We start from the raw sequence: 23,433 nt of genomic DNA, 5'->3' as shown, positions 1-23,433 counted from the left end.
CCAAGTAGTCAGACCAGAACTGCATCATTTTCACACGCTCGGGCCAATGGTCGCCGCGGGCATAGGCCCGGCGCCGAGACATCGGGATACAGGCCCAAGGCCAATGTCTTCTGTTTGCCGCCGAAACGGTAGTTCATGCGCCAGAGGCGGCCGCCGCCCGGCGTCACCAGCAGATAGAGGCCTGCACCGTCGCTGAGTTTGTAAGGTTTGGCCCTTGGTTTTGCAGCATTTATCGCAACGAACGACAGCGCCATGATGGTATCTCCATGATGGTATCAGCCCCCGGTACCATCATCGATACCACTTTAGGCTCCGGATTCAACCGGATCGCTGGAGACGAGACCGGACAATCGGGCTCGAAAAACCGCAGAAATTCGTCGTTTTTGTGGATGGGTATGGATGCCATCGGACCCCTGCGGGGCGATGGTGCCCGGGGACGGAATCGTAAAGGAGTCTACGGACCGCGTAATTCCTATGGTTTTGAATTTACGTCGAAAAGGTGGCCCCCTATCTGGCCCCCTCAGGGGCAGGCTGGGGGCCAACTTTTTTCCACCGCAGGGTCATTACCGGTGGATTGTGGGGCAATTTGGGGGCCCATCAGCGGTCTGGCCGGCCTCGGAAGCTAGATCTTGGTTGCGGCGGGAAGGGCGCTCACGCTCGGCGCCAGTTCGATGCCGAGCAGGGAATCTAACTGGTCTGTCGTCTTTCACAGTCTGTTCGCTCGGCTATCCCATTGCCGATATGCGGTCGCACATGCCATCGCCGCCCAAGGATGAACCAACTTTAATGCGCTCGCGGTGCGCACCTGCCTGTATCGTCTCGCGCGCCAACCAGCGAGGAATGGCATGGACGAGCGCGTGAAAGCATTTGTCGACGGTCTTGTGGCGGCGGCCACATTGAATCCGGGGGCCACCAGAGATCGCACCTGGGAACTCTTCCTGGACGTTGATGACGAAAGAAGCAGGGTTGCGCTGCTCGCCATGTACGACGCGGCCATGAGGGTCGCGATGGAACACACCGAGGCTGACGGTGGCGACGTCGAAGGGCTGATCGGCGCCATCGCTGCGGACAAGTGCGCATTCGCATTCTTCGAGGCGATGGACGATCAGGAAAGGGTCGATGCTGACGAGTTCCAGCGCGTCGTCCGGCGTGAGGTGGCGGCGGGCCGCATGGGTGCCGACGACCCGGCCATCTTCGGCGAGGCTGCGGTGACCGTCCTGCGGACGCAGCGAGATGAGTTGCGGCGCCGGTGTGGTGGCTCGGCCGCGCATTGATCGCGGCGCAGGGTGTCATCAGCGATGATTGCCCACGAAGCACAAGGCGCCGCCAGACCGTTGCTAGTCTCGCGGCCCAGGGGTATGACGATGATCGACCGCGAGCGGGCTTCCCTCGCCAGCGTCCCGAGCCAGACCGAGCGAGGTGTCGAATGCGCGCCAACCGCAAGTCGGATAGGCCAGCGATCAAGTAGGGCCGGTTAGGGGGCCGCTTCGAAAGGAGCGGCCCTTTCCGCTTTCCGGCAGAGACACGTGAGCAGACCACCCGTGGAAGGTGGTCTCGCTCACCGGGTCGGGACTGATAAACTCACCAGGGAACCGGAGTGCAATTCCACTGAGCAGCCATTGCTGGATGAATCGCTTTGTAAATGTACTGTCCGGGAGTGAGATAGAGCGAGGCCCAGCTTCCATCAGCCGCCAGTATGCTGCAGTACAGCTTCGTTGCCGGAGTGTTCATGCCAGACGTATTGGTTACTTTCAGGTAACGCACTCCGCTCTGCCAGACTTCTTCTGGTGTTGCCGATTGTGCGAATGCAGAAGCTGGCAGCAATCCGATCGTGGCTGCAATAATGGCCGAGAAGACCACGCGACGTGATTTATTCATGATACCCCCATCAAGCTCACCGATTCGAGCCGGGGAAAGTTATACTGGCCATCGAACCGAACGCTACAAGATTGTAGCGCTACGCGGCACTGACTGCCGCAACTTTCCGCTCGATCACTCGACTATTTGAATGACGTCTGCTGTTCTTGCTGTTTGCCAGGCGCTTTGCGGGCCGCTCGATGGAAACGGCCCTTACTGCGTAGGTTATCTGCTCAGGCGACGTGAAGCCGTTCCACGTTGTCACCGTCCTGGGCCGCGCCAACCAACTCGTCATGCTCGGCGAATATCCGCTCGATCTCCTGGCGCTTGTCGAGGATGAGCTTGGCAACGCCGGCGGTCATCCCGCCTTCGTCGCCGACGCGGCCGAGGACCGCAATTTGATCTTAGCCTCCTCGAGACTGGCGTGGAGTCCGTCTTTGGAATCGCGAAACGCAATGCACTGGCTGGCCATGTGTTGCCCTGAAATGCGATGTCGTAGCACTACAACGCGGGCGCGGCCCGTTCGGAAGAGGGACAAATTCGATCAGTGGCCGTGATGGCGGCTATATACAATTTGCGCCCGTCCCAGCCGTAAGATTGCGTTTTCAGCAACCCCGAAAGCGGTCTTTCGCTCGTGCCCATCGTCGCGTCCACCTCTGCGTCGCGGCAATAATGCCCAAGATGAGGCCCGCCGGCGACCGCGATCCCTCAAATCGCTGCGAGCCAAGACGCGGTGGCCCCGGTCACTTGAACAGAGGGCCTGCATGGATCATCTTACGTGCGATCGCCCTCGGTGAGCGCCGAAAGCGACAACACATCGACGCCACGGGGGCCCGGGGCGATCCAGGCCCGAGTAAGTTGACCGACCCGACGCTGTCCCCCCTCGTGAACGATCCGGAGCGCGACGCCACGCCGGCCCTGCGTGGCTACTCGTACCAGATCCTGCGCACGATCGAGGCGTGGCTGGTACTGCCAATTGGCGAGATCCTCGTCATCGAGGGCGCCGAGGACTTGGACCGGATCTCGCCGGACGGCGCCCTCGTCGAGCAGGTTAAGGACACCTCGGGGTCCGGCAGCGTCACACTGCGGAGCATCGGCGCGATCGAGGCGATCGGGAACCTGTTCGATCACCAAGCGCGAAACGATGGCGTTGCGATCCGCTTCCGGTTCCTGACTACCTCTAGCGCCGGGATGGAGAAGGGCGATCCGATGGCCCTGGGCAGACCGGCGCTGGAAGCCTGGGAAGAAGTGCGACGGAACCCGCAGTCGAAGGCAGCGAAAGCCGCCGCCGAAGCGATCCGAACCTTTCTCGCCACCATTCCAGGCCTTGCGGAGAAGCCGAAGAAGTGGATCGCGTCCGCCACCACGGCGGAGTTCATCAAGCGCATCGTCGATCCGATCGAGTGGGTGACCGGCCAGGGTGACATTATCTCGCTGACCGCCCGGCTTGAGGTGCAGCTTATCGAGCTGGGCGAGACGCGCAACCTGTCCACCGCGGACGCGGTCAGGGCCCTCGACGCGTTGCATCGGCACGTCTGGACGGTGGCCACCGACGCCAAGCGGGAGCCGCTCCGGCGCGGCGACCTCCTTCGGATCGTCGACCAAGCGGGCCGCACCTCCATCCCCACCGAGCAGCTCGTCGGACTGCTGGCCGCTCTGGCGCCCGGCGGTGGCGGCTCGACCGCCATCACCGCCGCCACCCTGGTGGAGGCGCCGCCGCAGCGGCCGCCCCGTCACTTGGATCGTCCAACGCTAAAGGCGACGATCGCCGGGCGCCTCGCGGCCGGAGCCGTCGTCGTCCACGGCGGGACCGGCATGGGCAAGACCGACCTCGCGGCCGACGTCGCCCGGGAAGCGGGACGGGCCGGTTGGATCAACCTGCGCGACGCGGACGCCGTCATTGCCGCGGGCAGGATCCGCGCAGTGGCGGCGGTCGCCTCGTCTTCCGGCGGCATGACGGTCGTCCTCGACGACCTGGAGCCGGGCGACGATCCGCGACCGCTCGAAGCCGCGCTCGCCGACCTGAACGCAACGCTCCGCAGGCATACGAGCGTACTCGTTGTCACCTCATCCCAGCCCCTCCCGCCGCGCCTCGCGACGGCGCTGGGCCTCGACCGGCGGCAGCAACTGCAGGCCCCACCGATCGAGGACGACGAGATCGATCGCTACTTGCTAGAGCAAGGCTGCCCGCGGGAACGGGCAAATTCTTGGTCCAAGCTGATATGGGCGACTACGGGCGGGCACCCCCAGTTGGTCAACGCGCGGGTTGCGGCGCTCGAACAGGCGGGCTTCCCCAAGCCCTCCTACACCGACCTGACCCAGACGTCCGAGGACGCGGTGAACGTGCGGAAGGAGGCGCGGCGCATGGTCTCTTCGCTGCCGGGCGCGCATCGCGAGATGCTTTGCCGTATTAGCTTGATGTCGGGACGGCAGCCGCGCAGCCGGCTGCTCCGTGTCGCCGCGATTGAACCACCGATCGAGTCGCCCGGGGACGTGCTCGACCGCCTAGCCGGGCCGTGGCTCGAGCTGACCGCGTCCACGGACCTGCGCGCATCGCCGCTGCTTAGGGACCTCGGCGTCGAGAGCCGGGGCCAACGCTGGGCGACCGGAATGCACGCCGACATCGCGGAGGCGTACGTCGATGCCCGCAGCCTCACCGCCACCGACGTCTCGAGCATCCTACTCCACTGTGTCATCGGCGAGACGGCCAGACCCCTGGTGCGCATCATGCCCAGCCTGCTCCAGGCCTCCTCGGAGGTGTGGAAGCAGGTCGGCGAATCCGCCGGCATCTTCGCGCGCGTCGGCGTCGAGGCGTCGCTAAGCGCCCCCTTCCGCGACCCGGTCGACCTCGCCATTTTTCGTATCCTTCAGTTCAGGATCGCCGCCGAGCGAGACGAGGCCGAGGCGCGCGCCGTGCTGGAGCGGGCGATCGAGGAGTCGGCGGACGCCGGCGAGGACGCCGACTTCTTCGTCCTGCTACTCCTGTGGCAGGCCATCCAGAACGAGGACCTGGCGCTCGATCCTGTGACGCGGGTCCGTCACGCCCTGCGGTTCGCACGGGTCGCGGAACGCATCCGAGCGGCGCTGCCAGCGCGCATGGCCGCGGCCGGCGTGGAATCCGAGGGCCACGACTGGCCCCCAGGCGACACGCTCGCCGCGTTCGGCGCCCTCGCGGCCATCCACGACGCCGATGGTCTCGACTGCGTGTTGAACGAACTGGACGCGCTCTCGCCGTCAGACGCCCAGCTGCTCCTCTCCGGCCTCGGATCGATGCCGGGCTTCGGCAGCATAGCGCTCACCAGGGTCTGGATCACTGAGATCCGCCGGACGCCGCCGCGCTGGCCGTTCCTGTCGGCCACACTCGAGCGGCTCGTGGCCGCGGCGCGGAAGCACGGCGCCATCCCGCTGGCGACCGCCGCCGCAACGCTACTCGTCAGGGTGATCGACGAGAACCTGAAGGACCCGGCCGCGGCGGAGGCGGCGGCCGACCGTCTCCTCGCCGACCTCGGCGACGCCCCGCGCCTGCTCGCCGCCAAGGCGAAGGTGCTCTGGCGCAGTGGCCGAGAGGCGGAAGGTCTCGCGATCTACGACGACGCACTGCCGCGCTTCGACAACTCCGACCCGGACCTCGTCGACGCCGCACGCGACGCCGCCGTCGCTGCGGCGAGGATCCAGGACTGGGACCAGAGCGCGACGCTGTTCCGCCGCGCCCTGGCGGCCGACGCCTCGCTCCAGGCGCCGGCTCGCCTGATGGGCCTGAGAGGCGATCTCGCCCTGTCGCTGCAGCTCGCCGGGCGCACGGACGAGGCGGTCGAGGCACTGACCAGCGCGGCCGCGCCGATGTTCGACGCGACCGATGAGCCGGGGGAGCCGACGCTGTCGACCTGGCAGCGGGTCAACGAGGCGGCGAAGATGATCCTCGCGGACTTCAGCGGCGAGACGCCACTCGATCCCGCCGCGATGTCCAAGGCGGTCGGGATGTGCAGCTCGCTCGAGCCGTTCGACTGGATGAAGGCCACCGCAGCCCCGCTCGACATCGTGCTGCACAACGTCGCCGCCCTGGATGCCGGAACCAGTCCGGTTCCCGCGGTCGCGTTCAGGCTGCAGGACAGGATCAGGCACTCGTCCAACCTGCTCCTCAAGTGCGTTTCGGGCACGCTCCTGTTCGAGCTCGACGTCAGGCGCACCGACGTCTCCGGCGTAGTCGCCGACGCCGTCGCGCAGGTCACCGCGATCGCGGCCAAGGGGGGCGGAACCGGGGATCCCAACCGGCTCTTTGATCTGGCCGCGGCCCCGGTGCCCTCCGCCGACCAGCTCGAGTTCGTCCGCGCCAGGATCATCGCCGCGCTCTTCGCCATGGCGTCACGCGGCGAGCTGGACCGCGTGCCGTTCCAGGCATGGAGGGAAACGATGCCGGCGGATGAGACCTTCCAGTCCACCCGCGACCTCGTCGACTGGTCCGAGCGGATGCTGACGATCGAGCCCTCACCCTGGACGCACCTGTTCCCGACGCCGCCGACCTGGGAACAGCACGTCGTCGGCGCGCTCGCCGCCGTCGTGCGCCAACGCCTGTCGCCGGACCAGCTTCTCATCTGCCACGCTCTCTGGGGCAACTACCTGCGCCACCCGCTCATCAACGAGATGACGGCGGCCGCGGCCGCGATAATGGTCACCGAACAATGGCTCGACCGTTGCGACAGCCCGGCCCAGCTCGTCATCCCCCGGCTCTCGGTGCCAGCCATACGGGCGGCCGCGACAAGCGGAACGATCGGTTGGAACCGAGTACGCGCAGTGATCGCGGCTGCGAGTAACGCGGTGTCAATCGAAACCAGGAGGTTCGCAGCCACAGCGCTGGGCCGAATGGCCGAATGAACGCGAAGCCGGTGAGCGTCCGCCGGGCCGGAAGGTAGACCGTAGTCTGACCTACCGCCCGACCCCTCGTCACGCCGCGCAGCCGGTAAATTCTGTGGAAACGCAGTGTCCGCCTTTCGCAAAGAATCGAAGGCTGTCAGACTACTAACGGCCAGTTGAATCCATTCGATCTCCAATTGCGACGATGTCGGCTTTTGAGCTCAAGCGATCAAAAGCAGCCAGTCCGCAGCCGGCAACATTTTGGTCATTCAGCCGCCCTTAGGCCTTTCCGATAGCGCGCGATCGCGCAGACGTGAATTTGCTTACGCAGCCTTGCACCCAACCAACTTGCTCATGTTCTCCTGTTTGCATTTCTGCCACGCACTGCAGCGCAAGCGACGATATGGAGATGCAGGGTCTTTCAAGACGATGCCTTCGCCCCCGATGGCCCAAACGCGGTACGATTCCTGGATCGCGTGTGCCTCATCGAAGATCCACGTGTCGGTCATGACCTGCACGCACTCGGGATCGTCTCGCCCAGCGCTTCGGGGGCGCCAGTCCCAAGGCTCATCGACGGCGCCAACGATAGTCCTGAGCCATTCCTTGCGTTCAAGTAGCGGCCGCTCCCATCCTCCGGCACGCCATGCAGGCAACGGCATTGCGTCGAATAGATGGAGCACGCCAGCTTCGCCGCCGCGTTTCCAGCCCCGCTCGAACCATGCCTTGGTAGCGGCCAAGGTGCCGTCGACCTGAATTTCCCCGTCGAGCATGATCGGCTCTCCGGCAGCTTCCTCGATGAGGCGCAGACGGTGGAGGATATGGTCCGCGCCTTCGAGGGGTATCCCGTTGCGCGACCATAATCGGGGCTGCCCGTCGATGCCGCGGAAGTAGAGGCATCTCCATCCATTAATTTTGACCTCCCCCAACATTCCGCCGGCGGGCATGATGCCGAGGTAGTCCTGGGCGAGCTGGCAAAGGGCAGTGCTCACATCTTCACCTTCGTGATATCGCGGCGGGTCCGGCGTTTAGTATCCATAAGAATATGTCAGGCACGAGTTAAGCATCATAATGTAGATATCATCAATTTAGACAACGTCCTGATATGTACGCACGACCGTTATCGGAAAATGCGCCCGAATATACGCCAGAGTATGGAATTATCTACGGAAAAACGCGGGTCCTATCTAGCAGATGTATTCTGCACTAGCGCTGAGGCACCGCAAAGTTTCTGGCTGAGGTGGTTCTAAGCGTTTGAAACAGTTAGAAGAGTGAGTTTTCCGGGGTGTCGGTCATGTCCATTGGCCCCGCGCGCATTGGCGCTTCCGCGAAATTCCGCCGTCATGCTATGAAGCCCCTGCAACGGTCACGGAGGATGGCATGCGGAATCACCTCACTCTTGCTGTGTCCATGGTTCTGCTCGCGTCACCGGCGTTGGCCCAATCGACCCTCACGCCCAAAGATCGCGCTGCGGCATTCCGTGCCGCCGGCTTCAAGTTTGCGGCCGGGAAGTGGTCCGCTTGCGGCGATCCGGGAACGCCCAGCTATTCGCCTGGGCAAATCGAGACGATTCGCGATCTCAACGGCGATGGGCGCCCCGAGGCTGTAATCACCGAGGGTGGCACCTATTGCTTCGGCATGACGGGCACCGGCTATACGATCGTCAGCAAGCAGGCCGACGGCACGTGGAAGAACATCACCGGCGGAATAGGCATTCCGAGCTTCCTTGCCACGAAGGGCGTCGGCGGCTGGCCAGACATCGAGATCGGTGGACCCGGCTTCTGCTTTCCCGTCGAGCGGTGGAACGGAAAGGCATATGTGCTCCATGGCCACCAGTACGAAGGCAAGTCCTGCCATCCGCAATGATGAGCTGGGCCAAAGGGTGCGAGAGGCGCGGTCTCGGGGCGATGCAGAGGAATCTGATTTGACGGCAACATTCAGTCCGGATGAACTGCACGACCTGATGTGCACCTCGCTGTGCCGCGCCGGGGGCCGCCCTTGTGAGCAACTGATATCAGGGCACAGCGGGCGCGTGGCTGACATCGCATTTCCTGACGATCAGATCGTCATCGAGGTCAAATCCATCACGACTGATAGGGGTAACGATCGGGCAGTGCAGATTCGTGCTGGGGAAATTCTCAATGAGTGGGCCGCGAAGGGTGCGGCGCCGGTCCTCTTTGGGAGGAAGAAGGTTTGGTTGCCGGATCTCCAGTGGGACGTCGCTCGGGATCTTCTGAAAAATCTCGGGAATCGCGTGCGTCGCGAAGTGGCGCATGCAAACGCTCAAGTCCGCAGTACGGCGACAGCTCTGGGCTTCGACCAACCTCGAGGCCTCTGTGTGTTCGTGACGCCAGGAAACTTTGCCGTCGGCGCGAAAGAACTCAGGGAAATCGTCGCTCATTCGGTGAAGCCAGGTGAATACCGATCGCTGAATGCCTTCCTGTTTGTGGAAAGCTGGACCGAACCGGGGCCGCCTACGAAGCGCCTCGAAGTTCGGCCTGCGTCGCGTGAAACAATGCCCGGATTGCCGGAAGGCTTCATGCAACGCATCATGCTTCCATGGTTTGCTATGGTCTCGGCGCGGGTCGGGGAGCCGGTTACGGTGCAATCCGGGCTAGTTGACCCTGAGGACGAACTCCGAACTGGGGCACAAAGGGTGTGACGTTGGGCGCCGGAATATCGTCGGAGTCGCTTTAACGCTCGCCCATTTGCCTAATGGCTGCGAACCCAACTTTCACTTGTCCGCTCGATCGTGATGTCACCAGCCCATGGGCGGCATAGGTCCAGCGCCTCCGCAGGCGCACCGGCGATCCATCGGGCCTCGTCCTCTGTCGACAAGATCACCGGCACGCGGTCGTGCACTTCGGCCGTCGTCTCCGCGGCATCTGTCATCACCAGCGAGTACACCGGACCCCATTCGGCACTATCGCGCCAAACGCCGGCACAGGCGAACACTGGCCGATCTGGCAGCGAGAGCCATGTCCTGGTCATGTGCCCCTTGGGGCCCTCGGCTTCGGCAAATGCGCTCATCGGTACGAGGCAACGACGCGCCTCGAAGCTCGAGCGCCAGAAGGCGCTGGCGAGCTTGTCCGCGCGCGCGTTGTTCACGGGCTTGGGCTTGAGCGGCTGTCCCGTCCTCTTGCTCCTTTGGACCAACGGGAAGCCCCACGTCATGGCACGCAGCATGCCGCCAGCGACGACCAGACCGGGATAGCCAGGGTAGATCTCGCCCGGCGTATTCAGGCTCTCCGGAAGCGGCGTTCCGAATAGTCTCGCGATCTCTGCCGGGCCGGGCGTGAGGCGATAAAGGTTGCACACCGCGCGAGGTTTGCCCGCAGGCGCTGCGGAGTCAATTGTTTGGGAGCCTCCCTCGGTAGGGAGAAGTGTACCCCGCTCCCGCCGTTTCGTCGGACAACTCCAGTGACGGAAACGCCGCGACGAACCGTTGCGCGTCCTCGATCCTGCGAAAGTAGAAGCCGACGGCATCCCGAGGCGGAGTACGAAAGGAATGGTCGGCGTATTCGCCGCGGCCGATCTCGTTTTTCAGCCAGGCGTGGATCTCGTCGTATTGTTGCCCAAAGCCGAACCGGGGCACGCGGACCAGGATGCGCACCGGAAAGGCGCGGTCATCGATCTTCTTCTGTGGGGTGCTGCGGCGGACCATGGGTGAGAACGTACATGGAACATCGGAGTCGCATCAAGCCGCCGCAAAACCACGCAGCTAGCTGCCCGCGGCGCAACGTATCGCCTCGGCAGCGGCGAAAATGCCAAGAACACTATCATCATCGCCGATCTCGACTTCGCCTAGATTCAAGACAATAAGGTTGGTGTTGCCGGTCGCCTTCAGCGGGCCATCGAAAAGGCCCGGGGCGTGGGATCGCCGTCGGTCCAACTTTACACCCCAAAGGAAATCCCCAATCTCGAACGCATACGAGCGCCTGCCCCATGCTGGTGCATGGTAAGGTAAGATTGCAACTGAGCCGAGTTGCTTTCCTCCAACTAGCCACCTTTTTCGAGCGACAAAGAATGACGGTTCAAATCCCGATGAATCGAAAACCCCGTTTCGCAGTTGATATTCCCACGGGCCGAGGTCCAGATCCTTGGAGGTCACCTGGGATGCCGCGCATTTCCAGAGAACCGACGAGACGAAAAGGGCGAGTCTCTGGGGATGCGGGTTGAGTACCTCGTACGCGCGGCCGTTGAAAATTGGGCTCGCGTGCCGCTCGAACTTTCTAATCCAACGAATGGCGTAGTCATCGCCGATGTTCAACTTGCTCTCGCACCCGGCGCACAGAAGTTCGGAATCGTGCAATCCGGATTGGGAAAACTTGACCTCCTGCGCGTCCCTATCCAGCACATGCAAGTGGCGCTCGGACCGCCTCATGTCGTGCGCTAGCGCTCGTGGAAATAGGTGTGCCTTCGCCATGTCTGATCTTGTGCAGACTTTACACTGCATGGCATTTCCGCTCGCCCACATCATCGCTAGCTAGTGCATTACCCGAATAGTCCAGGTGACGTGTCGATCTCTTCAATGTCCACTTTGAACATTGAATTTGGACGCTCACGAGCGGTTCTTCCCACTACGAATGAGTCCGCCACCTGAAGCCCCAGCGCTGACAAAAATCGTTGCGCGGCTTTCAGGTGAGCGCCGGTTGTGCAGACATCATCGATTAGAACGGCAGATGCTGGAAGGGATTGGCCGCCATCAAATCGCAGGTTGGCCTGTATGAGGTACGGGTTGCGTGTGCCCCCTCCAGCACTCTTCGGCATCGCTTCATGAAAATATAACACAGGTGATGACGTATACTTTCCGTCCGTCAGTGACTGTATTGCGTCCGCAATTCTGCGGCCCACAAACATCCCACTCGGATCTGTGTGCGATGAGGAGGGCACCGGAACAATTGCCACTTCTTTGTAGCCCGCGCCGTAGATTTTTCCAGCGATGACAATACTGGCCACGGTAAGCGCGTTCGCTCGGCCCTCAACGGTGTCTGATATAGAGTAAGAGGTACTTCCGACGGTGACTGTCGAACTTCCGTTGAAGGTTAGGCCCTTCAGTCCTTTCACTAGGTTACGGGCCGAGTAATCCTCGCCCCGCCACTGGTCATCCCAAGCGTCTGTCTTCTTGCCGCGATAATAAACAATGCCGTGCAAATTCACGTCTATACCCCCTCGTAGACGCGTCGAAGCAAGTCTGCAGTGTCATCCAAGACTATGCACTTTTCGTAATTTAGAAATTTTGCTGGCCATGTGAGGGTTTCGTCATCAACGACGGCTCTGGTGATTCCGAGCCATCGCCCCAACCTGACACATTCTGCCGCTTGGTGAAGTGTCCCCGACGTTTCAGAAGCCTCGATGATCACGCTAGCATCGGAGATGGCCGCCATCGTCCGATTGCGCGCCGGAAAGTTGGAAGGGAATGTTCGTTCGCCCACATTAAACTGGGTTAGGAGCAGGTGACGGCGGTAGATGAGCTCCTGTAATTCAGCGTTCTGCGCGGGATATGCCTTGTCGATCGGAGTTCCTATTACCGCGATGACACTTCCGTTATTGCGGATGGCAGAACTGAGCGCCGTGGCATCCACACCGGCCGCAAGGCCAGAGACGACGACGACGCCCCTTTCAACGAGTTCGCGTGCAAACCGGTTGGCCCTCTTGCGGCCTTTTTCCGTCACTTTGCGAGTGCCGATAACCGCGATTGCCGGTCGTCTCAGAAGTTCACGATCGCCTGCGCACCAGATTGTCAGCGGCCGAGCGCTGGCTCCTTCGCCCTGATCCAAGAAGTTAAGCTGTTTTGCCTCAAGCTGTCCCCGGTTTGACATGCCCAGGATCTGCCGAAGATCGGTTCGAAATACGTCGCTGGGCGGCGTGTAGCGGGATCGTTTCGGTCGTCCCTTCGCCTCGACTACCATGGCATGCGCGCCCATGTTCCCCCTCGAATCGCGGAACGAATTCGTAGACCCAATGTCATTATAATCCAAACTTGGTAGAGCAGAAGCCCACGATCGTGGCCCATAATGCCGCGTACTGTCCTCGAAAAAGGGGGCTACGCCGCTAGGTCCCGTTTGGGGCCTTGCTGTACTTTCGCCGCGTCAGCTCCTTTGGCAGTATCTCGCGATGGAAGCACACGCCAAACCAACCGCCGCGTTCGCGCGCCTTCAGCAGTTGCATGCCGCATTCGACGCTGATCCCGACGGCTTTCTTGAGGCAACCATTGAGCCCACTGACGACGACTATCGGATGATCGGAAAGCTCATCCAAACCTATTGCTTCGCGGATTTCTGCGCTCGTCGCACAATCGACGCCATTCGCGAGGCGGCTTTCGATGCCACCAAAAGAAATGGTTCCATGCTCCAGGATGCCCAAGTGTTCCCGAAATTGAGGGAGGCAGCGGGGTTGCTCTGGGCCGGTGAAGTCAAGGATCAGTTGGAGCGGGCATCCGATATCATGGAAATGCACCGCGTGCAGCGGCACGCCTTTGCCCATTGGGCCGTTCGTCGATTTCCGGACGAGGATGCGATGATCATTCTATCGAAAAATGCTCGAGAGGGCGAGCGACGCCATGGCCATAACGCCGATGCTTACGAGTCCAGTTATGGGTTCTTTGCGCCAAGCCAGCTCATCGAAGAGATGCGGAAGATTGATAAGCATGTGCATGCGTTGTCGGCCCATGCCCATTACCTCGAAACGAATGTTGACGAGCTCAGGCGAGAGTTCGACAGCCGCGGCATGCACCAGGGACGGCCCACCGCTGCGAAGCGGGGAAAATGATGGTCGCCAGCAAATGAAAGAGGCGGCCAGACCCGAAAGCCTGGCCGCCCGAGTCGCCCGCCAACGAAAGGATGAAAGCAAGCGGGTGCTCGTATCGGGCGATTGATGACTCTGCCGATTCAAATCAGGGCATCTGCACCGATCGGACGAACCGGGCATCCCTCAGCCCGGGGCCCTTGCCTGAGAGGCATTGCAGCGCGGCGGCGATGTCAGCGGGAACGTCGATCGTGCGCCAGCGCGGATGGAAATGAGGCGGCCAGGTTTCGCACCCTGACCGCCTCAATGCCCCGCGAAAAGGATCAGAAAACGCGGGGCTCCCATGACCGGGCGGGGAAAGACAAGTAACCCGCCCAGCAATTCCAATTACGGCAACGTTCTATCTGAAAGCGCGGCGATGACCGAGAGGTGATCGCTGTTTTCAGGCGTCAGCACCGTTTGCCCACAACCCGCTACCAGCGCCTTGCTTTGCGGCAGTGCATCGAGCACCTGCGCCACCATGGGCGGTACCGGGATCCCGGACCGCCAGGAGAGCAGGCGATCATTGCCGATGCAGCCCGCCGCGGCGTGCCGAGCTTGCCCAACTTCCCGGGCGCCCGCGCCGATCGCGGTGTGAAGCGCCTGCAGGCCCGCATAGCACTCAAGCAACTCTTCGGCGGCGCGCTTGGCCTGGGCCCGCAGAGCGTCCGCCAGAGGCTGCGCGACCGCCGCCGCTTTGCCTCTGGTATGGGTGCGCAAGGTGTTCATCTCGGCCTGTACGTCGTCGTAACGGCGCCGAAGTTCGCCGATCGCAGCGCTCAGATTGGCGAACTCTTCCTTGAGCGCCTCCGCGTCGGGTGCGAGCGCGGTGACTTCGGCGGCATGTGCGCCGCCAAGCAGGGCATCCGCAACATTGCTGGCCGAGACGCGCTCTGCGTCCCGCCAATCCCTCTGCGCCTGACTGATTTCCGTGCGCCGCGCGTTGGCGCGCTCGATTGCCGCGTCTATGTTGTCGCGCTCGGCTTCGAGTTCGGCGAGCCGGGCCTCTTCGGCCGAAAAGTCCAAGGTTGCGAAGGCGCGGGCGGTCTGTTCAAGGGGCTTCATATCCATCAGATGTCATCCTTCATTGTGTCGCGGGAATAGCTCTCGCGGACGATTTCACTTCGGGCGATCATTCGGGCCCAGCGGGACGGGCCGCCATTGGTGGAGGTCTTGGCCGGGGCCACTGACTGGCTTTCCGACGACGGGTCCGCTTGCTGCCGCCGTCGCCGGTGCATGATGTCGCTGAGCCAGCTCATTGCTTCATCTTGGCGATGACGCGATCCCAGACGTCGCCGGCCGCTTTGGATTCGGGCTTGCTGGCATTGCTCGCGATGGCCGATTCCCAGATCTTCGCGCTTGCCGTTTCCGCAGGTCTCGGCTTGCCGGCGTTCGCCGCAATCGCCCAGTCCCACATGTCGGAAATGCGGGCGCGCCTTGCAATTTCGACGGACTGGGCATCGGTGGGCATCGTCGGCAGCATCGCGATAATTTCCGCGGCGCTGAGGTGCAGCGCCCCTCCTAGCAAACCGGCAGCCCTGGCCTGCCGGCCCTTCGCCTGGGGCGAACTCATCACGGCATCGTGGCGTGCACGCCGCCGGGCCTGTTCGATCTGCGCCGCCGTTGGCGCTGGCGCCTTCGGGGCTGGTTTTGGAACAATCGTGGTACGCGCTGAAGGCGTCGCCGGCGTCGCGATCGCTCGAGCCGGTGCTATGCCCGTTGCGCCTTGCGGGAGATTTCGGCCGGTGTGGTCCCGCCCGTTCGCGGCCCGGAATGCGGCCAAGCGGCTGCTACTCCTGCTGGTGCCAACGGCAGCGATGTCGCTGTCGTCAAATGTGTAGAGGCCCATGGTCAATTCCTTTCGTCAAAGATCGTTGAGCCGGTCGTCGAGTTCGCCCGGCGGGAGTCTGGTGGCGCGGCGACGCGACGGCCGGCGCGAGGTTCGTGGGGTGAAGGGGCTTCGGTCGCTGCAGCCGTTCGGCTGCGCATCGGACTGGCGCGGGGCGGGCGTGCTGACGAAGACTTGCCAGGTCGGCTCATCGGCATCGCGATCGAGGAACGCGACGACACTGGCCTTGCCGAGCCAAACAGACATGTACCGGTTGCCCTTCGCGCTGGTCCGCTCGCGGAGTTCGAGAAGGAGGACACGCTCACCCAATGTCCTGCCCTCCATCCTTTACTTCGGAGGGCGAGGGGGCCTCTTGGGCCCTGCCCTCTATATACGAAGTATATAAGGGGGTCGCCGCACGCGGGTCGCCGCACGCATTTCCACCGGTTTCAGCGAGGGGTTGCCGCAGGGTGCCGCAGGGGGGTGCCGCAGGGGTCGTCGCATGGTTTTCCGCCATTCCGCGAACAGGGTCGCCGCACTTTTCAGCGAGCCGAATCCCCTGCTTCCAGTGGCGGTGCGCGTCCTGCCAGAGCTTCGCGTCGAGCTCGATTTCGCCGATATGGATTAGGCGCTCCATGGCTCGTTCAAAGACCGCTCGGTCATGGCCTTTGCCCTCCGGCAACCCCGCGAAGATCTTTGGCGCGTAGTTCGATCCGTTGACGTGAGAGACAGCGCGCCTCTTTGCCGTGCAACTGGCCAGGCACTTGAGAAAGGCCGCATTCTCCGCGTTGGCCCGTATCACTTCCGATAGTTGCGCTCGCATGTCTTCCGGCAGGTCCTCGTCTTGGACGAAAGCCCATTCGTGCCAGCGGAATCGGAGTGCCTCGCCCGCGCGAGTGTAATTCGGCTTGCCGATGGTCAACACGCGAAGGTCGTCGTCGCCATCGGCATCATCGGGCCGGGACATGAAGATCTGCGAGCGAACGGCGTTCAACCAAGCCGTCGAGCCGGAGTAACTGTCACCAGCCTTGTTCGGATGACCAAGAAGAACGATCGCCGCGCCGGACTCACTAGCGAGCCGATTGAGGAGATTGATGGCGCCCGTCACCTCGCCGCGGTCATTCTCGTTGACGCAGACCAGATGCGCCAGATTGTCGAGGAACGCGATCTTAGCACCCGTTGACCGGATCAGCGCGGCCACCTGGCTGAAGAGCGGCGTCGGCTCAACGCGCCCAGCGCCATTGACGATCGCCAGCGCATTGTCCGGCGCGCCGCGGAGACTGGCAATGTGGAGTGAGCCGGAGAGCCGTGCCATGTCGACACCGAGGGCGCGGCAGATATGTGTCTGCCGCCAGTGGAGTTGGGAATAGTCGTCCTCGCATGTGATGTAGATCGCAGGAGCCTTTTCGAGGTCCATGCCGAGCGTTCTCACGCCAGCGGCCAAGGCGGTGGCTAGCTGCTGGGCCAAGAGCGACTTTCCGACCGCACCGCCGCCGGTTAGAAGCGTGACTTCTCTGTCCGGTGCTATCCGTGGGATGATGAAGTGTTTTGGTTCCGGATCGACCTCGGCAAGTGCAGCGAGGTCCAGGCATTCAATGGCCTTGCCCGTGGCGATGACATCGGCCGGCGGGACGATCTCCCGCAGCGGCATTCCCATGTCGGTGCAGGTCGCCTTTTCCTCTTCGAGCCATTGTAGTCGGCGACGCCGCGCTGCGAGGTCTCTGATTTGTTCGGCAAGCTCGCGTGGAGCTAGGAGACCTTGGCCATCGCCCGTGAGACGGGCGAGGTATGCGATGCCGCCGAACGCCTTCAACTGTTCGTCTGCTTCAAAATCCGGGCGAAGGCTGATCGGCGTAACGGTCCGCCCCTGGGCGATCAGATCGACGGTGCGCGCGTAGATCCGGCCGTGAACTGGCTCGTAGAAATCCGAGGGCGACAAGATACTGCCCGCTGTGCGCCCGACGTCGTTCTCGATCAGCATCGCGCCGATCAAAGCTGCTTCTGCCTCCACGTTCGCGGGCGGGCCCTTCGGTAGGTGCGCGACGGCGGTGCTCACTCCGCCTCGCTCGAGAGATCTATCAGAGCAAAGCCGTGCTCGTCCGCGCGCTCAGCCGCATGGGCGAGGGCAATTGCCCGATCGGTGAACCATCGGCGTCGCGGAGGTCGACCAGCGCCAGCGCACGAGGTCACCGAGTAGAGGGCCGCGTCGGCGACGTCGGCCTTGTCGACGACGATGGCGCGCAGGGCTCGGTGGCGCTGGAGTTCGGGGAGCGGAACCTCAGCCATGGGCACAGCGCAGTGCTAGCGGCGCGATCATGGCGGCATTTTCGATGACTAGACCGTAGCGATTGGCGAAGACTTGTGCCTGGAATCCGGCAAGGTTATACGAGGGTGTCAGCGTGGCCCCGTCGGGGTTCGAATGGGCCCCGGCCGCCTTGGATGGCGCCGGGGTTTTTCGTTGGCGGGCCACGTTATGCGGCCTCGCCGTGCACCAGCGCTTCGATTGATCGAACCGAAATAAGTCTGGTTTTTCCGATCAGAGTTGATTCAACGGCCCCGGTCCGGACAAGCTCCGCGGCCTTGGTTAGACCTATTCCCAGCATCTCTGCCATTTGTGGCAGTCGAACCGAGACAGCGTTTTCGGAGATGGGCTTGGCTCTGCGAGCCTTGGAAGGCTTGGCCGGGGAGCGAAGCGGGGTGACTGTGTTGGGGGTGGTTTTCACTTTGTGCCTCCACGTTGCGTTTTAACGTGGATGCCATCGTAGTTCGTCGCCAACTGCGCCGCATAGTTGGCTCTTGGCGCACTTCAGCGCACCTCCGGCGCAGTTGTGGCGCAGTTATTTGTTGGCGAAAAATTGGAGCTTTGCCTCCTTGTATGCCTTCAAAAGAGGATCGCGCTTCTCGCCGTGAAACGTCTTACGGCCGAGGTCCCAGGCCTTGTTTTGGCTGAGCCTCGGGTTCTCCCGGAGTCGCTCGATCATCCATTGTGTGAGTTCTTCGGATGACAGTTTGAGGCCAGGCAAGCCCATTGAACGCAAGAGTGAGTCGGCGCCCGCATTGGCGACGTGGACATTTATCGCCCGCCGCAACACAGGGTGCGTTCCCCCGATGAGACTGTGAGATATTGCGAAGTCACCGGCTGCCCAATTGGCAGTATATGACCACCTATCTGCCAACGTGGAACGCGATACGGGGATAGCGCCAACAGCCTTTCCTCGCCGCATCATTATTCTCGGCTGAGAACTCCCCTGGATGACGTGCTCGCCATCGAGTAACGGAAATTCACCCGACCAAAATGCTGCAGGCAGCGTAAAGTTATCGGCATTCTCCGGGTATTCCGTCGGGCTGTAGCTTGACGGATTGATGCCAACAAAGCGGATGCAAGTGCTCAACAGCCTACCGGAGCGGAGGTGCGCCAGCATCTGCACCCGCGCGGCGTCCTCGCCAATGGCTGCCTTGATGAGGTCAGCAAATTTCTCAATGTGAATGTGGTTATCCATCCCGCCTCCGCTGCGGCTCCGCGTGGACGACGGGGGAAGGGGGAGCGGAGATCCCCCACGGCTGGCCGGCCGCCCCGTCGCTTCCATCATCTCGCCCCAGCCGATCGTCCGCAAGGCGGAGCTCTGCCGTTTTCCACTCTCGGGCAGAAGGTGGCGAGAGCGATCGTTAAAGTTAGTCTCGACAGTTTCATACTCTCCTGTTGATCCGCGCGAGATCCCGGGAAACGGAATCGGCAAGAACACCGAGCCATTCGCCGTTGTCCAGCGCCTCAGGGCGCAGCACTGCCACCTTGTCCGCAAGTGTGATGGCGTCTGCCACAGGGAATGCAGCAACCGCATGCCATTCTGCAACGTGTGCGTTGTTCGCCTTTTCCAGTTCCTCCTCCGCTTTGCGGCAGCGTTGTGCCATCGCGACGCGTTCCGGCCGCGCCTCCCATGCCTCCACGGCCCGACAATACGCGGCGTATTCGGCAATCTGCTTGAGGCCCTTGGCCATAAGCTCGCTGCGATAATTCTTGGGCGTGAGCCATAGCGCGTCCGATTGCGCCTTCATGGTGACCGGCCCGATCTCAACGTCCTCCTTCGTGCTGGTCACTACCGCCGCGGGTGCAGCGGCGTCATCATGCGCGAGTGCCAGGTCGGCCTCGACCGCTCGCTCACTGGCCCTGTAAAGTCGCTTGTGTGCTAGGGCATACTTGGACTTAATATCTTCCCAGCCGGCCTGATCGGTTGCGGCGGCTGGCGTCGACCCATACGCAGCAGGCGCGATCACCACGGCGGCGATGGCGGGCACACTTGCAAGCAACGTGCGGCGGGCAATCGGGTTGGTGCGGGCGGACTCGCCCTGTATGTTGGCGTCAGCCATGTTCAGCACTCCTGTTGCTGTTGTTGGTCAGGCCCGGCGCGGTGCTGGTAACACCATGTCGGGCCGCTTCCGGGGGCGACGTGCCCCGCGAAACTCTATCCCGCCTCCTTGTTCGGAAAGCTGACGACGTCGGCGCCCTTGCGAAGCGTGTCCAGATGATCGGACCACCACTGCGCCATCGCGACGCGCTCCTGCCAGTGCGTGCCCCGGTGATAGGCATTGCGGACCTTGTCGTCGCCGCCATGGGCCAGCGCCTTCTCGATCGCGTCGGCGCTCCACAGCGACTTTCCGGTCTTGGGATCGAGGGCTTCGTTGAGCAGCGTCGAGGCGGTTGAACGGAAGCCGTGGGCGCTCACTTCCTCGCTGGTAAAGCCCAGCCGGCGAAGTGCCGCATTGAGGGTGTTCTCGCTCATGGGCCGTGTGTGCGACCGAATAGAGGGGAACACATAGCCGTCATGGCGCGCCGAAAGCGCGTGCAGGCCCCGCAGCAATTCGAGCACCTGGCGGGAGAGGGGCACATGATGGGGTTTGCGCATCTTGGTCCGGCTTGCCGGGATGGCCCACACGGCCTTTTCAAGATCGATCTCGCTCCAGCGCGCCTGCCTCAGTTCGCCAGGGCGCAGGAAGACATGTGGGATCAGCTCGAGCGCGAACTTCGTGACGTAGTGGCCCCCATAGCCATCGATCGCGCGGAGCAGTTCGCCCAGCTTCACCGGATCGAGAATGGCGGCGCGGTTCTTCGTGTCCGGCGTGCGCAGCGCGCCCTTGAGGTCGCGCGTCGGGTCGGACTTGAGCCGGGCCGTGGCAACGGCATGCCGGAAGATGCCGCTGGCGAGTTGCAATGCCCGTCTCGCGCTTTCGAGGTTGCCGCGCGCTTCGATCTTGCGAACCGCGGCCAGAACCTCGAGCGGTTCAATGTCGGCGATGGGGATGGCCCCCAGCGTGGGGGCCAACTGTGCATAGAGCCATTCGTTCTTGGCGGCCGTGGTCCCGGCCCATGCCTTGGCCCCATCGGTCTTGCGCTTCTCGATGTACTCGGCCGCGACAAGGGCGAAGGTGTTGCTGGCGTCTTCGCGCGCCTGCGCGGAGCGGCGCTGCTTCTCGCGGCTGGGATCCTTACCGCCGGCGAGTTCGGCCTTCGCATCGTCCCGGCGTTTGCGGGCTTCGGCGAGCCCGACATCGGGGTAGCGCCCCAGTGCGACCTTTTTCTCTTTGCCATGGATCCGGTACTTGAGCCGCCACAGCTTGGCCCCCGACGGCTGCACGAGGATGAAGAGCCCACCGGCATCGCCGAGCTTATAGGGCTTGTCCTTGGCTTTCGCGTTCCTGATCGCCGTGTCCGTCAGTGCCATCGGTCCCGTGGCCCCCTGCCATTCTGCCATGGCCCCCAAAAGGGGCCACAAATTGCCCGACTGCTAGCGATGTTTCGCGATGCGATGCGAGCCTACATGGCAAGGAATACGCGGGTTTCTGCGGTGTTGTAAAGGGTAATGCGCTGCTCTGCGATGCGGCAAATGGTGCCCGGGGACGGAATCGAACCGCCGACACCATGATTTTCAGTCATGTGCTCTACCAACTGAGCTACCCGGGCATCGCTTCGGCGGCGGTCTCGGGGAGACCGGCGAGCGGCTGGTTGCGGGCCTATGGCGAAGCTCGCGCGTCTTTGCAACCCCCCAATCGCCACGAATTTTCAATCGTCCTGTGGAACCTCGGGGAAGCCGGGCGGGCCGGGCAGGGCATAGCCCCCGTCCAGCCATTGCAGCAGGTCACGGTCGCGGCAGCGCTTGGAGCAGAAGGGGGTGTGCTCGGCCGCGCGCGGCTTCGAGCAGATCGGGCACTTGCGTTCGGAACGGGTCATGGCGCAATGGCCTGCGCGAAACCGCCGGCGAGTGCAAGGTTGCTGTCTTCCGCCAGCCGGATGGAGCGGCCGGTGCGCCGGGCGAGTTCATCCAGCCAGGCGCCGGTGAGCGCGGCGCGCACTTGCGGATGGGCTGTGAGCAGCAGGACGCCGGGCTCTCGCACGCCTTCCGCGCGGCGAAGCAGGAGGCGGGCCGCTGCTCCGATCGGCTCCTGCCGGACCCGCTGCAGGATCGAAGGCCGCTCCAGCCGGGCGACGAGTTGCACGAAGCCGAAGCCGTTCATAACGGTGCGCTGGTGCGCCCAGTGGTCGAGAGCGGTCGCCAGCGCTTCGTCCACCGCGCGCCGGTCATCCTTGCGCTCCAGCGTCGGGAAGTCGATGCCGATGGAACCGCCCAGGTCAAACCGGCCGATCGCGGCGGCAATGGCCGGGATCGCGGCCAGCGCCAGCGCGCGAGCGGGCAGGTTGCCGTCGATGTCGATCAGAGTCATCGCCGGAGTGGGCGTCACGATGATCGATCCAGCCTCCAACGCGATCACGCCGTCGACGGCTTCGGCAATGATGTCCGGCCAGGGATCGTCAGGAAACCGTGCGACCACCCGCGCCGAATCGCCTTCGCCGCGCAGGCGTTCCGCGAGCGGGGGGATGGGGCGGCGCGGCTTCTCGCTGAAACGGGCCTGCGCGCGCTTCAGGCGGCCGGTTTCCGCAATGGCCGATCGGGTGACCATGGCGCGGACCGTGGCGCCTTCGCTGGCATTTGCCGGAAGACCGTCGATAAGGGCTTCCTCGCCGTTCGGGAACAGCACGGTTCCCCGGCTCGATCCGCTGCGGCGGGAGGTGAGGGTGGCATCGGCGATCTCGCTTGCGATCAGGCGGCCGGCCCATTCGAGGCGGGCGGCGAGGACTTGTCCCGCCTCCACGAGTATCGCGCGGGTCTCGCCGATCCCTTCCTCGACCAGCCACTCAGCCAATCGCGAATCCCGCGGCTTTCAGCAGTGCGCGCGTTTCGAACAGCGGAAGCCCGACAACGCCGGAATGGCTGCCGCCAATCCACGCGATCAACCCTTCCGCGCTGCCCTGAATCGCGTAACCGCCCGCCTTGCCGTGCCATTCGCCGCCGGCGATGTAGCGTTCGATTTCCTCGGCGCTCAGCGGCTTGAAGCGGACCACGGTTTCGGAAAGCCGTTCACGCAGCGTGCCATCGGGCGCTTTCAGGGCAATCGCGGAAAGCACGCGGTGGCGGCGTCCCGAGAGCAATGAAAGGCATTTGCGGGCCGTCGCTTCGTCTTCCGCCTTGGGCAGGATGCGCCGCCCGCAGGCGACCACCGTGTCCCCCGCCAGCACGTGTTCGCCATCGCCGCGCACGGCCAGCGCCTTCTCGCGCGCCATGCGGCGGGCGTATTCGCGCGGGAGTTCGCGTTTCGCGGGCGTCTCGTCGATGTCGGTCGCTACGATGGCCTCGGGGACGAGGCCGAGACGCACGATCAGCTCGCGGCGGCGCGGGCTGGCCGAGGCGAGGGTTAGCCGCGGTTCCGGCCGGATAGCGCTGGTGTCGCCGGGAAGAGGCCCGGAAACGGGCAAAGCCTCAGTACTGACCGGGGCCGCCACGGCCGGGCATGAAGCGGTAGGTGATACGGCCCTTTGTAAGGTCGTAGGGGGTCAGCTCTACGAGAACCTCGTCGCCCACCAGCACGCGGATGCGGTTCTTGCGCATCTTGCCTGCCGTGTGGCCAAGGATCTCGTGGCCGTTTTCCAGTTCGACGCGGAACATGGCGTTGGGCAGGAGTTCCACCACCCGTCCGCGCATTTCGAGGAGTTCTTCTTTCGCCATCGGCGATCAATATCCGTAGGTTTGCTGTAACATGGGTGGGCGCCATAGCCACGACTTGCA

General features: G+C 63.2%; 27 protein-coding genes and 1 tRNA gene. 5 read left to right on the top strand and 23 right to left on the bottom strand.

Annotated features, from left to right (window positions below; translation table 11 throughout):
* Positions 1 to 8: 8 nt before the first annotated feature.
* A complete protein-coding gene (locus tag IEX32_RS01440) occupies positions 9 to 254 on the bottom strand; it encodes an Arm DNA-binding domain-containing protein (RefSeq protein WP_188767502.1) in 246 nt (81 codons plus the stop codon).
* 591 nt (positions 255 to 845) lie between these two features.
* Here IEX32_RS01440 and IEX32_RS01435 point away from each other — a divergent pair.
* Entirely contained in the window at positions 846 to 1,274 is a 429-nt protein-coding gene (locus tag IEX32_RS01435) for a hypothetical protein (protein ID WP_188767500.1), read from the top strand.
* 307 nt (positions 1,275 to 1,581) lie between these two features.
* Here the strand turns inward: IEX32_RS01435 and IEX32_RS01430 are convergent, their stop codons facing one another.
* Positions 1,582 to 1,878, bottom strand: a complete 297-nt coding sequence (locus tag IEX32_RS01430; protein WP_188767491.1) for a hypothetical protein — start codon at positions 1,876 to 1,878, stop codon at positions 1,582 to 1,584.
* Between the two features lie 212 nt (positions 1,879 to 2,090).
* Positions 2,091 to 2,219 (bottom strand): hypothetical protein, encoded by a 129-nt coding sequence (locus tag IEX32_RS20885; protein ID WP_268236696.1) that lies wholly within the window; start codon positions 2,217 to 2,219, stop codon positions 2,091 to 2,093.
* Positions 2,220 to 2,715: 496 nt separating this feature from the next.
* Between IEX32_RS20885 and IEX32_RS01420 the strand changes: the two genes are divergently transcribed.
* Positions 2,716 to 6,729, top strand: a complete 4,014-nt coding sequence (locus IEX32_RS01420) for a hypothetical protein (RefSeq protein ID WP_188767488.1) — start codon at positions 2,716 to 2,718, stop codon at positions 6,727 to 6,729.
* A gap of 302 nt (positions 6,730 to 7,031) precedes the next feature.
* Here the strand turns inward: IEX32_RS01420 and IEX32_RS01415 are convergent, their stop codons facing one another.
* Positions 7,032 to 7,652, bottom strand: a complete 621-nt coding sequence (locus IEX32_RS01415; RefSeq protein WP_188767485.1) for an ATP-dependent DNA ligase — start codon at positions 7,650 to 7,652, stop codon at positions 7,032 to 7,034.
* Between the two features lie 433 nt (positions 7,653 to 8,085).
* On the opposite strand from IEX32_RS01415, the gene IEX32_RS01410 reads away from it, so the two are divergent.
* A complete protein-coding gene (locus IEX32_RS01410; protein ID WP_188767483.1) occupies positions 8,086 to 8,571 on the top strand; it encodes a hypothetical protein in 486 nt (161 codons plus the stop codon).
* On the top strand, positions 8,531 to 9,367 hold the full coding sequence (locus IEX32_RS01405) for a hypothetical protein (RefSeq protein WP_188767481.1): 837 nt from the start codon (positions 8,531 to 8,533) through the stop codon (positions 9,365 to 9,367). The genes IEX32_RS01410 and IEX32_RS01405 overlap by 41 nt, the downstream gene beginning before the upstream one ends.
* Positions 9,368 to 9,417: 50 nt before the next feature.
* Here IEX32_RS01405 and IEX32_RS01400 read toward each other — a convergent pair whose 3' ends face one another.
* The 5 genes from IEX32_RS01400 to IEX32_RS01380 all read right to left on the bottom strand — a co-directional run bounded on the left by IEX32_RS01400 (position 9,418) and on the right by IEX32_RS01380 (position 12,632).
* Positions 9,418 to 10,023, bottom strand: coding sequence for an SOS response-associated peptidase (locus IEX32_RS01400; protein WP_188767480.1), 606 nt, complete (start codon positions 10,021 to 10,023; stop codon positions 9,418 to 9,420).
* 31 nt (positions 10,024 to 10,054) lie between these two features.
* Positions 10,055 to 10,369: a hypothetical protein gene (locus tag IEX32_RS01395; RefSeq protein ID WP_188767478.1), complete on the bottom strand. Its 315-nt coding sequence runs from the start codon at positions 10,367 to 10,369 to the stop codon at positions 10,055 to 10,057.
* A 57-nt stretch (positions 10,370 to 10,426) separates the two neighbouring features.
* Positions 10,427 to 10,975 carry a hypothetical protein gene (locus tag IEX32_RS01390; RefSeq protein WP_188767476.1) on the bottom strand — a complete coding sequence of 183 codons (549 nt, stop codon included), beginning with the start codon at positions 10,973 to 10,975 and terminating at the stop codon, positions 10,427 to 10,429.
* Between the two features lie 224 nt (positions 10,976 to 11,199).
* Positions 11,200 to 11,865 carry a hypothetical protein gene (locus tag IEX32_RS01385; RefSeq protein WP_188767474.1) on the bottom strand — a complete coding sequence of 222 codons (666 nt, stop codon included), beginning with the start codon at positions 11,863 to 11,865 and terminating at the stop codon, positions 11,200 to 11,202.
* A 2-nt stretch (positions 11,866 to 11,867) separates the two neighbouring features.
* Entirely contained in the window at positions 11,868 to 12,632 is a 765-nt protein-coding gene (locus IEX32_RS01380; RefSeq protein ID WP_229735775.1) for a DNA-processing protein DprA, read from the bottom strand.
* A 190-nt stretch (positions 12,633 to 12,822) separates the two neighbouring features.
* On the opposite strand from IEX32_RS01380, the gene IEX32_RS01375 reads away from it, so the two are divergent.
* On the top strand, positions 12,823 to 13,476 hold the full coding sequence (locus tag IEX32_RS01375) for a hypothetical protein (protein ID WP_188767472.1): 654 nt from the start codon (positions 12,823 to 12,825) through the stop codon (positions 13,474 to 13,476).
* A 363-nt stretch (positions 13,477 to 13,839) separates the two neighbouring features.
* Here the strand turns inward: IEX32_RS01375 and IEX32_RS01370 are convergent, their stop codons facing one another.
* From IEX32_RS01370 to infA, 14 genes are all read right to left on the bottom strand, one after another.
* Complete coding sequence (locus IEX32_RS01370; RefSeq protein WP_188767471.1) at positions 13,840 to 14,562, bottom strand: hypothetical protein; 723 nt, start codon at positions 14,560 to 14,562, stop codon at positions 13,840 to 13,842.
* Entirely contained in the window at positions 14,562 to 14,750 is a 189-nt protein-coding gene (locus tag IEX32_RS01365; RefSeq protein WP_188767469.1) for a hypothetical protein, read from the bottom strand. Before IEX32_RS01365 ends, IEX32_RS01370 begins: the two co-directional genes overlap by 1 nt.
* Positions 14,747 to 15,064, bottom strand: a complete 318-nt coding sequence (locus IEX32_RS01360; RefSeq protein WP_188767467.1) for a hypothetical protein — start codon at positions 15,062 to 15,064, stop codon at positions 14,747 to 14,749. Before IEX32_RS01360 ends, IEX32_RS01365 begins: the two co-directional genes overlap by 4 nt.
* Before the next feature lie 291 nt (positions 15,065 to 15,355).
* Positions 15,356 to 15,586 carry a hypothetical protein gene (locus tag IEX32_RS01355; protein WP_188767465.1) on the bottom strand — a complete coding sequence of 77 codons (231 nt, stop codon included), beginning with the start codon at positions 15,584 to 15,586 and terminating at the stop codon, positions 15,356 to 15,358.
* A 55-nt stretch (positions 15,587 to 15,641) separates the two neighbouring features.
* Positions 15,642 to 17,375, bottom strand: a complete 1,734-nt coding sequence (locus tag IEX32_RS01350; RefSeq protein WP_188767463.1) for an AAA family ATPase — start codon at positions 17,373 to 17,375, stop codon at positions 15,642 to 15,644.
* Positions 17,372 to 17,605, bottom strand: coding sequence for a hypothetical protein (locus IEX32_RS01345; RefSeq protein ID WP_188767461.1), 234 nt, complete (start codon positions 17,603 to 17,605; stop codon positions 17,372 to 17,374). The genes IEX32_RS01350 and IEX32_RS01345 overlap by 4 nt, the downstream gene beginning before the upstream one ends.
* 551 nt (positions 17,606 to 18,156) lie before the next feature.
* Positions 18,157 to 18,819 (bottom strand): hypothetical protein, encoded by a 663-nt coding sequence (locus IEX32_RS01340; RefSeq protein WP_188767459.1) that lies wholly within the window; start codon positions 18,817 to 18,819, stop codon positions 18,157 to 18,159.
* Positions 18,820 to 19,006: 187 nt separating this feature from the next.
* Positions 19,007 to 19,684 carry a hypothetical protein gene (locus IEX32_RS01335; RefSeq protein WP_188767457.1) on the bottom strand — a complete coding sequence of 226 codons (678 nt, stop codon included), beginning with the start codon at positions 19,682 to 19,684 and terminating at the stop codon, positions 19,007 to 19,009.
* Between the two features lie 95 nt (positions 19,685 to 19,779).
* Entirely contained in the window at positions 19,780 to 21,036 is a 1,257-nt protein-coding gene (locus tag IEX32_RS01330; RefSeq protein ID WP_188767455.1) for a tyrosine-type recombinase/integrase, read from the bottom strand.
* 163 nt (positions 21,037 to 21,199) lie between these two features.
* Positions 21,200 to 21,275: transfer RNA gene (locus tag IEX32_RS01325), tRNA-Phe, on the bottom strand.
* A gap of 99 nt (positions 21,276 to 21,374) precedes the next feature.
* The gene (gene yacG / locus IEX32_RS01320; protein WP_188767453.1) at positions 21,375 to 21,542 is read right to left on the bottom strand and encodes a DNA gyrase inhibitor YacG; all 168 of its coding nucleotides are present in this window, start codon (positions 21,540 to 21,542) and stop codon (positions 21,375 to 21,377) included.
* The gene (locus tag IEX32_RS01315; RefSeq protein ID WP_188767444.1) at positions 21,539 to 22,513 is read right to left on the bottom strand and encodes an Rne/Rng family ribonuclease; all 975 of its coding nucleotides are present in this window, start codon (positions 22,511 to 22,513) and stop codon (positions 21,539 to 21,541) included. The genes yacG and IEX32_RS01315 overlap by 4 nt, the downstream gene beginning before the upstream one ends.
* Positions 22,506 to 23,123, bottom strand: coding sequence for a Maf family protein (locus IEX32_RS01310; protein ID WP_229735774.1), 618 nt, complete (start codon positions 23,121 to 23,123; stop codon positions 22,506 to 22,508). Before IEX32_RS01310 ends, IEX32_RS01315 begins: the two co-directional genes overlap by 8 nt.
* Before the next feature lie 4 nt (positions 23,124 to 23,127).
* Positions 23,128 to 23,373, bottom strand: a complete 246-nt coding sequence (infA, locus tag IEX32_RS01305) for a translation initiation factor IF-1 (RefSeq protein ID WP_007014967.1) — start codon at positions 23,371 to 23,373, stop codon at positions 23,128 to 23,130.
* Positions 23,374 to 23,433 lie beyond the last annotated feature (60 nt).

The organism is Novosphingobium endophyticum (genome assembly GCF_014640675.1).
Classification (GTDB): Bacteria; Pseudomonadota; Alphaproteobacteria; order Sphingomonadales; family Sphingomonadaceae; genus Novosphingobium; species Novosphingobium endophyticum.
The sequence above is the reverse complement of the archived record's forward strand: the minus strand, read 5'-3'. Positions and strand labels throughout refer to the sequence as shown.

Excerpts from the sequence above, each read along its gene's own strand:
- IEX32_RS01440 (WP_188767502.1), bottom strand. The coding sequence starts at position 254 with ATGGCGCTGTCGTTCGTTGCGATAAATGCTGCAAAACCAAGGGCCAAA.
- IEX32_RS01435 (WP_188767500.1), top strand. The coding sequence starts at position 846 with ATGGACGAGCGCGTGAAAGCATTTGTCGACGGTCTTGTGGCGGCGGCC.
- IEX32_RS01430 (WP_188767491.1), bottom strand. The coding sequence starts at position 1,878 with ATGAATAAATCACGTCGCGTGGTCTTCTCGGCCATTATTGCAGCCACG.
- IEX32_RS20885 (WP_268236696.1), bottom strand. The coding sequence starts at position 2,219 with ATGACCGCCGGCGTTGCCAAGCTCATCCTCGACAAGCGCCAGGAGATC.
- IEX32_RS01415 (WP_188767485.1), bottom strand. The coding sequence starts at position 7,652 with ATGCCCGCCGGCGGAATGTTGGGGGAGGTCAAAATTAATGGATGGAGA.
- IEX32_RS01410 (WP_188767483.1), top strand. The coding sequence starts at position 8,086 with ATGCGGAATCACCTCACTCTTGCTGTGTCCATGGTTCTGCTCGCGTCA.
- IEX32_RS01405 (WP_188767481.1), top strand. The coding sequence starts at position 8,531 with ATGGCCACCAGTACGAAGGCAAGTCCTGCCATCCGCAATGATGAGCTG.
- IEX32_RS01395 (WP_188767478.1), bottom strand. The coding sequence starts at position 10,369 with ATGGTCCGCCGCAGCACCCCACAGAAGAAGATCGATGACCGCGCCTTT.
- IEX32_RS01380 (WP_229735775.1), bottom strand. The coding sequence starts at position 12,632 with ATGGGCGCGCATGCCATGGTAGTCGAGGCGAAGGGACGACCGAAACGA.
- IEX32_RS01375 (WP_188767472.1), top strand. The coding sequence starts at position 12,823 with ATGGAAGCACACGCCAAACCAACCGCCGCGTTCGCGCGCCTTCAGCAG.
- IEX32_RS01370 (WP_188767471.1), bottom strand. The coding sequence starts at position 14,562 with ATGGATATGAAGCCCCTTGAACAGACCGCCCGCGCCTTCGCAACCTTG.
- IEX32_RS01365 (WP_188767469.1), bottom strand. The coding sequence starts at position 14,750 with ATGAGCTGGCTCAGCGACATCATGCACCGGCGACGGCGGCAGCAAGCG.
- IEX32_RS01360 (WP_188767467.1), bottom strand. The coding sequence starts at position 15,064 with ATGAGTTCGCCCCAGGCGAAGGGCCGGCAGGCCAGGGCTGCCGGTTTG.
- IEX32_RS01355 (WP_188767465.1), bottom strand. The coding sequence starts at position 15,586 with ATGTCTGTTTGGCTCGGCAAGGCCAGTGTCGTCGCGTTCCTCGATCGC.
- IEX32_RS01345 (WP_188767461.1), bottom strand. The coding sequence starts at position 17,605 with ATGGCTGAGGTTCCGCTCCCCGAACTCCAGCGCCACCGAGCCCTGCGC.
- IEX32_RS01340 (WP_188767459.1), bottom strand. The coding sequence starts at position 18,819 with ATGGATAACCACATTCACATTGAGAAATTTGCTGACCTCATCAAGGCA.
- IEX32_RS01335 (WP_188767457.1), bottom strand. The coding sequence starts at position 19,684 with ATGGCTGACGCCAACATACAGGGCGAGTCCGCCCGCACCAACCCGATT.
- IEX32_RS01330 (WP_188767455.1), bottom strand. The coding sequence starts at position 21,036 with ATGGCACTGACGGACACGGCGATCAGGAACGCGAAAGCCAAGGACAAG.
- yacG (WP_188767453.1), bottom strand. The coding sequence starts at position 21,542 with ATGACCCGTTCCGAACGCAAGTGCCCGATCTGCTCGAAGCCGCGCGCG.
- infA (WP_007014967.1), bottom strand. The coding sequence starts at position 23,373 with ATGGCGAAAGAAGAACTCCTCGAAATGCGCGGACGGGTGGTGGAACTC.